Annotated in this window: 8 protein-coding genes; 4 read left to right on the top strand and 4 right to left on the bottom strand. The window is 30.5% G+C overall.

All coding sequences use genetic code 11. The features are described from left to right. Together L3X37_RS12195 and L3X37_RS12190 are read right to left on the bottom strand one after the other, a co-directional pair. Positions 1 to 2,264 (bottom strand): hypothetical protein (locus L3X37_RS12195; protein WP_237240455.1); only part of this gene is annotated, 2,264 nt, incomplete at its 3' end. Positions 2,265 to 2,297: 33 nt separating this feature from the next. Then, positions 2,298 to 2,807: a hypothetical protein gene (locus L3X37_RS12190; protein ID WP_237240454.1), complete on the bottom strand. Its 510-nt coding sequence runs from the start codon at positions 2,805 to 2,807 to the stop codon at positions 2,298 to 2,300. A 470-nt stretch (positions 2,808 to 3,277) separates the two neighbouring features. On the opposite strand from L3X37_RS12190, the gene L3X37_RS12185 reads away from it, so the two are divergent. The 4 genes from L3X37_RS12185 to L3X37_RS12170 all read left to right on the top strand — a co-directional run bounded on the left by L3X37_RS12185 (position 3,278) and on the right by L3X37_RS12170 (position 7,516). Beyond that, positions 3,278 to 3,763 carry a SixA phosphatase family protein gene (locus L3X37_RS12185; protein ID WP_237240453.1) on the top strand — a complete coding sequence of 162 codons (486 nt, stop codon included), beginning with the start codon at positions 3,278 to 3,280 and terminating at the stop codon, positions 3,761 to 3,763. 80 nt (positions 3,764 to 3,843) lie between these two features. Further along, the gene (ppk1, locus tag L3X37_RS12180; RefSeq protein ID WP_237240452.1) at positions 3,844 to 5,907 is read left to right on the top strand and encodes a polyphosphate kinase 1; all 2,064 of its coding nucleotides are present in this window, start codon (positions 3,844 to 3,846) and stop codon (positions 5,905 to 5,907) included. Between the two features lie 3 nt (positions 5,908 to 5,910). Further along, a complete protein-coding gene (locus L3X37_RS12175) occupies positions 5,911 to 6,816 on the top strand; it encodes a Ppx/GppA phosphatase family protein (RefSeq protein ID WP_237240451.1) in 906 nt (301 codons plus the stop codon). 109 nt (positions 6,817 to 6,925) lie between these two features. Further along, positions 6,926 to 7,516: a porin family protein gene (locus tag L3X37_RS12170; protein WP_237240450.1), complete on the top strand. Its 591-nt coding sequence runs from the start codon at positions 6,926 to 6,928 to the stop codon at positions 7,514 to 7,516. Between the two features lie 9 nt (positions 7,517 to 7,525). Here the strand turns inward: L3X37_RS12170 and L3X37_RS12165 are convergent, their stop codons facing one another. Beyond that, positions 7,526 to 8,107 (bottom strand): MiaE family protein, encoded by a 582-nt coding sequence (locus L3X37_RS12165; RefSeq protein WP_237240449.1) that lies wholly within the window; start codon positions 8,105 to 8,107, stop codon positions 7,526 to 7,528. Positions 8,108 to 8,109: 2 nt separating this feature from the next. After that, positions 8,110 to 8,679: a hypothetical protein gene (locus L3X37_RS12160; RefSeq protein WP_237240448.1), complete on the bottom strand. Its 570-nt coding sequence runs from the start codon at positions 8,677 to 8,679 to the stop codon at positions 8,110 to 8,112. Positions 8,680 to 8,689: the final 10 nt, after the last annotated feature.

Here is an 8,689-nt window from a genome sequence, read left to right as displayed (position 1 = left end):
TCATCCACGATTACAGTTTGAGGAACAACGATTACATTTCCATTACCATCATCAAAGGTCCAATTGATTGTAAATGTACCTTGAGTAGTGTATGTTAAAGGATCAGTAGTTGTACCTGTAATAGTTCCTGAACAGTTATCAGTTGTTGTAGGCGCTGTAGCCGTAGCCGAACATTCACCAGTTACATCAGCAAGTGTTGGTGTATCAGGATCAATACTATCATCAATAGTAATTGTTTGAGTGACATTAATTGAATTACCGCAGTCGTCTGTAACACTATAAGTTCTTGTTATAATTTCAGGGTTACTGCCTCCATCAGAAACATCTGAAACAAATGCAACGGTAGGAGTAATACCTGAATTATCAGCTTCATCAGTCACTACTAAAACATCAGATGGTGGTATTGTTCCTCCACATTCAATATCAATAGGTGCGGGGTTACTTGCTGTTGGTGGTTCATTTACATAATCTAAATAGTTTATATCTATAATAACTGGAGTAGGAATAGGTTCTCCTGTACATAACCCAGTTGTTTGATATCCTTGAATCAGAGGAAAACTAAATGGCACATTAGAAGTTGCTCCAACTCCATCAATCATTCCACCTAGAGAAACATTTGGATCAAAAGATGGGTCAGTTAGCATATCACAATCAGTAGTAACGGTTAGTCTAAAACTAATAGTCGCTAATGTGGTATCAGGATTCGGTGGAGCAGGTAGTGTTCCTAAATTCCACACAATAGATCCATTAGAACCATAGCTAGGACCAGTTTCGTATGTGGGAATACTTGCTGTTGTATATATCCCTGGATTAGGAGTAGTAGTCGTAATATTAAGATTGTTTGGATTAACACTATCTGGCAACGGAATAGTAATCACTGTATTATCAGTGTCTTCAGTACCAGTATTTTTTATTTCTAAAGTATAATCAGAATACTGCCCAGGTTCTAAAATATTTGGCAGATTAGGAGCATTACCATTAACAGAAGTAATATTTAAAACACCTTCAGGTTCAGGAATATATGCATCAACAGCAAACGTTAAATTAAAAATGATATATGTATCTTGAGCTGACCCATATCTAAATCTAGTGTAAGTTTTATTATTAGGAATAAGAACATTTCCAGTATTATCAATATCAAACATTACAATATCTAAACCTGTATTATTCTGTAAATTAGGATTTCGGGCATTACCTCCAGTATCAATTGTAGAGTTAAAAAAATTGCTAGTTGTATTGTTATTATGTGATAACCGTTGATAACTATTATTATTAAGTGTTGAAAAATCAATTGGTTCAGTTGTATCATCATCACCATCAGGTATTACCATTTCAATAAAGTCTCCAGTCCATGGAACATCACCTTCACCAGCCATTAAACCTAATTTTAGGTTCACATCACCTGTAGGAACAGCGTTAAAACCTGAAATATCTATATTATGGCTAGTTACAGCGTTAGTAACATAAGCATGACCATCAAAAACAGTAATATCCCTCCAATTCATTTTAGAATTTTCATATACAATTACCATTCCCCATCCGCCGTAATAACCGGTAGCATCAGGGTCTCCTTCTCTTAAGGCGATATCACCAACAAAATATTCACCAATACCATTAGCTCTAACATAATCAGTTACTTCAGCATAGGCAGCATACATATTGCGCTGATTGCCATCAGTAGGGAATGCAATGCTTATAGGATCAGCAATGATTCCTGAAGGACCTGCACTAACCGCAGTATAACTACTTGAAAGGGGACCCTTAATTAATACTTTACGTTTATCAAAATTTTTGGTTACTCCGTTTTTAATTACCTGAAAAGTATTTGGGTCGTTATCACCATCAGCATTATCATCAGAACCAGTGTCTGCTCTACCTGTCCAATATAGTCCCGCATATATAATGTTTGAACAATCTGGAATTGCTCCATTTTCAGTCGAAAATGTTACTGTAGCAGAAGATGAATTAAGTGTAGTGTTTCCAGGGACAGCAGTACCATCAACATCAACATATTCCATGTCATTGTTATTACCAGTAGTATTACCGTAATTAACCAACGTAAGGTTAGTATTACCAACCATAGTGAAATCACCTTTAATATTATAAACAGTTTTTGTAGGAGTATCGTTTGAAGTTCTAGGTGTAAAAGGAACCCTTACCTGACTATAACTGCTAAATATTGATGTTAGAACTAAAACAACAAAAACCATCAATGTTATTGAATGGTTGCTTGTAATTGTTTTATTAGTGTACAGTTTTCTCATGTCGTAATCTTTTAAATTGACCTTAAGCTTTGTTTAAGAAGGAGTTTCAGTTCTGTAAAAAACTCTTATATTGGGATGTGATGCTATAAAATTATCTATTTGATTTTCAGTACATTTAAAATAGCATTTAATAAATACATATTTAAGTTTACCAAGATTTTTGTTTGAAGTTAAATCTAGTTTATTATTCAAATCGCTAGAATTTTTTAATGTAATAGTAATTAATTCAACTTCGTTATAGTCGTTGTTGTTAAGTATACTAAAAGATTTACTATCACTAAATGTGATTTTTTGCACTTTACCATCTCCATAAGTATTACGAACAGAATTATTACTTATATATGCTGTTGTATGCAACTTTTGAGACAGCTTATAAAATTCTTGTCTATCACTTGATTTTTTTGCATTTGTTTTAGATAAGATTTTATTTTTGTTTTTAAGCTCAAAAATCCCATTTTCTTGAGCAGAAACTTTATCTACAGTTATTATAGAAATGGAAACAAGCAAAAAGATATTAAGTGTAAAAGCTGATATATTTTTCATAATTATTAATTTTTAAACTGTAATCTAAATAGACATCATTTTCGTGTTTTAGTAACTATTAGCAACTAAAAAACACAAAACTGAGTAAAAAGCTTTTGAGGGAAAAACTGTGAGGGAAAACATTGAAAATCAATGCTGCTTTATAAATAGAAATTAGATTCGGGGTCATAATTTTTCGATTTTAAGTAGGTAAAGCAAAACAACATATATGTTACAGCTTTATCAAATAAAAATGTTAAATCACTTATAAATTCGATAAAATGATATTCGTAAACATTTAATCGGTTTAATAAATCAACTTAACGATATAAAAATAAGCTGTAACAGCTTACTAGCTTGATGTTTAACCTAAAAATTTTTTCCATTCTTTTTTTTTAATTAATTTTCTAAACTATTTAATAGCAAATAAATTGATTTTAATCGATAAAAACAACTTTTTATCGATAAAAAACGTATTTAATCGAATATTTATGAAAAAATTGATTTTAATAAGACACGCTAAGTCTTCATGGAAGCATAATGTTATTGATTTTGAGAGGCCTTTAAACAATAAAGGTGTTAAAGATGCAGAAAACGTGTCTAATTATTTAAAAAGCAAGGGGTTAATAATAGATATGGTGATTTCAAGTGATGCTATTCGTACAAAAATTACTGCAAACTCTTTTATTTCAAATTTAAATATCGATGAAAAATTAGTAAATTTTAATCATAATTTGTATGATTTTTCAGGATACAATCTTGTAAAAACAATAAAAGAAGTTGATATTTCAATCAACAATTTAATGGTTTTTGGGCATAATCATGCCATTACCAATTTTGTTAATACTTATGGTGATAAATATATAGAAAATGTGCCAACTTGTGGTGTAACGATTATTCATTTTGATATTGATAATTGGGCAAATTTAAGCAATGGTAAAACGATTTTTACATTATTCCCTAAAGATTTGAAATAAGATATTTTAATAGTAATTCCAATCTAAATTATTGATTTAAATAGAATATATTTGCTATTATATTATTCTTAAATATAAGCATGACGAAAGCAGAAAAGCAAAACAATAGTTATATTAATAGAGAAATAAGTTGGTTGCAATTTAATGCTAGAGTTTTACAAGAAGCTTCAGACGATACTGTACCACTAATTGAGCGGCTACGTTTTTTGGGGATTTTTTCTAATAATTTAGACGAATTTTTTAAGGTAAGATATGCTACTGTTAAACGTATTGTAGAAGCTGGTAAAGGAGGGAAAAATGAACTAGGCGGTATTAAAGCAAAGGAGTTATTAGAAATTATAACTCAAATTGTAATTGAGCAACAAAGTGAAAGCTTAGGAGTTTTAAATACTATAAAATCAAAATTAGAAGAAGAAAATATTTATATAATTGATGAAACCCAAATTGATAATGCACAGCATAATTTTATAAAGAAATATTTTGTTCAAAAAGTAAGTCCAGCACTAGTTACAATTATTTTAAATGATTTAGTAAGAATACCTAACTTAAAGGATACAGGTGCTTATTTGGCCGTTAGGATGGTTATGGTAGATGGTAGTAAACAATTCGCTTTGTTAGAAATACCTAAGTCTATTAATCGATTTGTTGAATTACCAAAAGAAGACGATAAAAGTTTTATCATTCTAATTGATGATTTATTGCGTCATTGTTTGGGTGATATATTCAATATTTTTGATTACAAAAGTATTTCTGCTCACATGATTAAAATATCGCGTGATGCGGAGTTAGATTTTGAAAGTGATTTAAGTAAAAGTTTTATTGAAAAAATATCCGATAGTGTAAAGCATAGGCAAGTAGGAGAACCTGTAAGATTTGTTTATGATAAAACAATTGATACAGATACTTTAAAATATTTAATGACTAAAATGGGAATTGATGATACAGATAGTATTATCCCTGGTGGTCGTTATCATAATAGACGTGATTATATGGGGTTTCCTAGTTTAGGAAGAACAGATTTGCTTTATGAAAAAATAGAACCATTACCAATAAAGGGTTTAAGTTTTGAGTCTAGTATTTTTGAAGCTATTGCTGCAAAAGAGTATTTGCTTTATGCGCCATATCATACATTTTCGTATGTAGTTAAGTTTTTACGAGAAGCTGCTTTAGACCCAAAAGTTAAAACCATAAAAATTACAATTTATCGTTTAGCTGAAATTTCGCATGTAGCTAGTTCTTTAATAAACGCGGCTATTAATGGTAAAACTGTGACTGTGTCGATTGAATTGCGAGCTCGTTTTGATGAACAAGCCAATATTAATTACGCACAACAAATGAAAGATGAAGGTGTTAATTTAATATTTGGTGTACAAGGCTTAAAAGTGCACAGTAAAATGTGTGTTATAGAAAGGGAAGAGAATAATAAATTAAAACGTTATGGGTTTATAAGTACAGGTAATTTTAACGAATCTACTGCCAAAATTTATACAGATCACACACTTTTTACCTCAGACCAAAGTGTACTAAAAGACGTTAATAAAATTTTCAACTTCTTTGAAGCCAACTATAAAATATTTAGATATAAGCATTTAATAACTTCTCCTCATCATACTCAAAAATCAGTTTTCAAGCTTATTGATAATGAAATAGAAAAAGTTAAAACTGGAAAAACAGGCAGAATACGCCTAAAAATGAATAGTATTTCTAGTTACGTAATGATTGATAAATTGTACGAAGCTAGTAGAGCCGGAGTAAAAATACAGATGATTGTTAGAGGTATTTGTTGTTTAATACCTGGAGTTGATGGTATGAGCGAAAATATAGAAGTCATTAGTATAGTTGATAAGTTTTTAGAGCATTCCAGACTTTATATTTTTGGTGATGGTGATGAATGCAAAGTATATATTTCTTCAGCCGATTGGATGACCAGAAATATTGATAATAGAGTAGAAGTTAGTTGCCCAATTAGAAACAAAACGATAAAACAGGAAATTATTGATACCTATCAGCTTTGTTGGAATGATAATGTAAAAGCAAGGATACTTAACACCTCAGATGAAAACGAATATAGAGTAAATGATAACCCAAAAGTAAGGTCGCAAATTGCTATTTACGATTATTATCTAAACAAATTGCAAAATTAGTATATGCTTTCAATAAAAAAATATGCTGCCATAGATATTGGTTCAAATGCTGTAAGGCTACTAATTTCAAATATAATTGAAGAAAAGGGTCAGCCTACACGTTTTAAAAAAAACTCACTAGTTCGAGTACCTATTCGTCTAGGGGCAGATGTTTTTATTAAGAAAAAAATATCTAAAGTAAACAGAGAAAGACTTATTGATACCATGCAAGCTTTTCAGTTACTTATGAAATCTCATAACGTTGCTAAATACAAAGCTTGTGCTACTTCTGCAATGCGAGAATCTATGAACGGGGAAAAAATTGTTAATTTAATTTCAGAAAAAACTGGAATAAATATTGATATTATTGGAGGTGAAGAAGAAGCAGCAATTATTGCCGCAACAGATTTGCAAAAGTTTGTAGATAAAAATAAAACTTATTTGTATGTAGATGTGGGAGGTGGTAGTACCGAATTTACAGTAATTCATAGAGGTGAGCAAGCGGCATCAAGATCATTCAAAATTGGAACGGTTAGATTATTAAACGATATTGTTAAAAAGTCTGATTGGAATGAGCTTGAACAATGGATAAAATCTAGTACTGCGCAATACGATAAAATTAATGTTATTGGTTCCGGCGGTAACATTAATAAAATATTCAAACTCTCAGGAAAAACTATCGATAAACCCTTAACCTATTTCTATTTAACATCGTTTTATAATATACTTCAAAGTTATACTTATGAAGAGCGAATAACAGAATTAGAGCTGAATCAAGATAGGGCAGACGTAATAATTCCAGCAACACGTATTTACCTTTCTGCTATGAAATGGAGTGGTGCAAAACACATATTTGTTCCGAAGATAGGGTTAGCCGATGGTATTATAAAAAGTATATACTATGATACAGTTTCTAGCAATACACAGTAAAATTTTACCATTCATCTTTTAAAATACTAGTATTATAATTTTATAATATATATTCGTCAACACAATAATTACTAGTGTTTTAAACCCAAACCTATTAAATAAATAACTTATGAAAAAATTATTACTATTAACAATACTACTTGGTTTTTCATTTTATGGCTTTTCTCAAGATAATAGTACAAGTCAAGTTCAAGACTCAACAAAAGTAGAGCCTAAAGGAACTGCTTTTAAAGGTGTTATGTATGGTGTAAGAGGAGGTTACAACATTTCTAACCTTGATTTTAAAACTGCACCTAATGTGGCTAATAAACATAGAAATAGTATATATGTTGGTTTTTTTGCAAACATTGGCTTATCTAACACAGTTTCTTTAGTACCAGAAATTCAATTTTCTGCTGAAGGTGCAAATGAAGAGACATTACATTTAGATTATATACAAGCGCCTGTTTTATTAAGATTCAGACTAAGTGAAAAAATCCATATTGCAGCAGGACCACAAGTTGGTTTAAAAGTACATAAATATGAAGACGGCGTTAAAAACTTTGCCTATTCAGGTGTTGGAGGGATAGAGTATAAACTTTCGCACTTACTTTTTGCAGAAGTTAGATACACTTATGGTTTCTCAAATATTTTTGACGACAAGCTAAATGTTGAAGCTAAAAACTCAAACATCCAGATAGGTATTGGTTATAAATTTTAACACTAAAGTTTAACCATGTATAGTTTCGGATTTACCGAGATTTGCCATAATTTTACTTTCATAATCAAGAAGTTGTTGCCACTTGGTATCAACTTCTTTTTTATTACCATACTGCCTAGCAAATCCTAAAAACATAGTATAGTGATTGGCTTCACTTACCATAAGTTTTCTATAAAATGAGGCTAGTTCTTTATCTTGTAATTCTTCAGAAAGCAATCTAAAACGCTCACAACTTCTGGCTTCAATTAATGCAGCATATAATAAACGATGAACTAATTGTGTGGTTCTGCTTCCGCCTTTAGGAAAAAATTTTACCAGCTGTACAACATAATCGTCGCGCCTATCTCTGCCTAAAGTCCAACCACGTTCTAAAATAATATCGTGCACCATTTTAAAATGACTAATTTCTTCTTTAACCAATGTCACCATTTCCTGAACAAGTTCTGTGTATTCAGGAAAACTAACAATTAAAGATATTGCAGTACTTGTTGCTTTTTGTTCGCAAAAAGCATGATCGGTAAGAATCTCTTCAATATTTTTTTCTACAATGTTCAACCAACGTGGGTCTGTCGGTAATTTTAATCCTAACATAATTACATTACACTTTCAACAAGATTTACTTGTTGTATTTTGATATTTCCTAAGGTATTTACAATAATCCTAAAGTCTTTATATATATCAGTTTCTGGGATATTAAAAGAAGTGTTTAAGGTTATAAAATCTTCGGTTGAATTTTCATAATCAACCCAAACAAATTGCATTACAGCTTTTTTCCAAAAATCAGGGGATCCATATGCGCTAAATAGGTTTTTACTAATAACTTGTTGAGTAATCAGACTCTTATTTTTTGAAACACTGTATTGGGCTTCAAAATTTTTAAAATAAAACGTTTTATTAGCTTTATCCGAAGTTGCTTTAATTTTAGTTGAATAATCTCCTGCAATTGAATAGTAATGCAATTTAATTTGGAAACCAGTGCTCAATACAGTATCTATAAAAATTTCAGTTTGCTCTTCAGGAATGTATTGAATCTGTTCAGAAAACGATTCAAAAAGCTTATTTTCTTTTAAAATTTCAGCATTTGTTTTGTGCTTTCTGTCACGTCCGTCACAACTTACTAAAACGATAATAGCTGAAAAAAATAAAAATGATAACTTCCTCATAAATAATTAT

This window comes from Wocania arenilitoris, from assembly GCF_021728535.1.
Taxonomy (GTDB): domain Bacteria; phylum Bacteroidota; class Bacteroidia; order Flavobacteriales; family Flavobacteriaceae; genus Wocania_A; species Wocania_A arenilitoris.
This window is presented reverse-complemented; position numbering and strand designations above follow the sequence as displayed.